The organism is Vibrio rubrogenes (genome assembly GCF_059641415.1).
The window spans coordinates 1-1842 of record NZ_JCARSY010000085.1; the positions used below are offsets into that span (position 1 = coordinate 1).

Genomic DNA, 1842 nt, shown 5'->3' on the forward strand with positions numbered 1-1842 from the left:
CTTTGGTGAGAGCGGAGACAAACAGTTAGTTGGTTATTACACCGCGATTGATAAACATACAGCGCCTGATGTTGCCACGCTGAAAGCTGAACTGTCTGAGCGTTTACCGGCGCATATGGTGCCGGCGGTATATGTGGTGATTGATGCGATGCCATTAACGCCGAACGGTAAAGTAAACCGCAAAGCGCTGCCTGAGCCGGATATCAGCTCGGTGGTGCGGCATAAATATCAGGCACCGCAGGGGGATGCAGAGGTACAACTGGCGGCGATTTGGTCAGAGCTATTGGGCGTCGAACAAGTGGGCCGGGCCGACAACTTCTTTGAGTTGGGCGGTCACTCTTTGCTGGCGGTACGGATGGTGTCACGGGTGCGTGAGCAACTGGGTCGGGAGTTATCACTGGCGACGCTGTTCTCCCATTCAACCTTACATGAAGTGGCAGCCCTGCTGGATGATGCCCAAGGTGCAACATTACCGGCGATTACGCCGTTGCCGGAAGGGCAAGCGATCCCATTGTCACTGGCGCAGAAACGGTTGTGGTTCTTGTCACAAATGGATCCGGACTCCGTTTCAGCGTACGTGATTACCGGTGGGTTACGTCTGGAAGGTCAGTTAAACATAGATGCGTTACAGCGAGCGCTGAATCAGATTGTTGCCCGTCATGCACCATTACGGACACACTTTGAGGATCTCGATGGAGTTCCGGTACAGATTGTTGGCAAAATCCGGTATGAGTTTCCGATGTGCTGGCTGGATGGTGAGTCATTAATCGATGAGCTGTCGGCATTCCAGCCCCAGTTTGAGTTAACCCGAGGATCATTGATTCAAGGGCAACTGATCCGTATTCATGAAAACGAGCATTGGTTACGAATTGCCATGCACCATATGATTGCCGACGGCTGGTCAATTGGGGTACTGACTCGTGAACTCTCGACGTTGTATCGTGCCTTCTGTCAGGGGCTGGTGGATCCATTGCCACCATTGCGTATCCAATACGGTGACTATGCGGCGTGGCAACAGGCACATCTGCAGGGTGAAGTGTTGCAACGTCAGCAACAGTATTGGACTGAACAGTTGCGTGATATTCCGGATTGTCTGACATTACCGATGGATCGGGCCCGTCCGGCTACGCAGAATTACGCAGGGGCTGAGATTCCGGTCAGTTTATCACCGTCGCTCACGGCGTCTTTACGTGAATTCAGTCAGCGGCATCGTAGTACGCTCTACATGACTTTGCTTGCCGGATGGTCCGTGGTCATGAGCCGGCTCTCCGGTCAGGAAGATATCGTGATCGGTTCTCCGGTCGCCGGACGAACGCAAAGTGAACTGGAAGACTTGATTGGGATGTTTGTCAACACGCAAGCATTGCGGGTCAACCTGAGCGATCAGCCGGATAGCATTGCGCTGCTGAACCAGATTAAATCGACTTCGTTACAGGCACAGGCACATCAGGATATTCCGTTTGAACAGGTTGTTGAGGCTGTCGCCCCGACACGAAGTCTCGCTTACAGCCCTATTTTTCAGGTGCTGTTTGCATTACAGAACTTACCGGAAGAACGGATTGAGCTCGATGGGATGAGCTTGTCATTGTTAGCGGAAGAATCCAGTAGCGCCCAGTTTGATCTGAGTTTGATCGTCCATGAATCAGCGGATCGCATTGAAGGCTCGCTGAATTATGCGACAGCGTTGTTTGAACCGGAAACCGTGCAGCGCTACCTCAGCTACTGGATCACCCTGTTGGAAAACATGGTGCGTCAGCCTGAGTTACCGGTGAGTGCACTACCGATGCTTACCGAAAGTGAACAGCAACACCTGTTGCACCACTTGAATCAAACCCACAATGC

At 52.4% G+C, this 1842-nt stretch carries 1 protein-coding gene; it reads left to right on the forward strand.

Translation table 11 applies throughout. The annotated features are described in order from the left end of the window. Positions 1-1842: condensation domain-containing protein (locus tag AC55NX_RS20610; RefSeq protein ID WP_496997434.1), on the forward strand; the 1842-nt coding region annotated here is incomplete at both ends.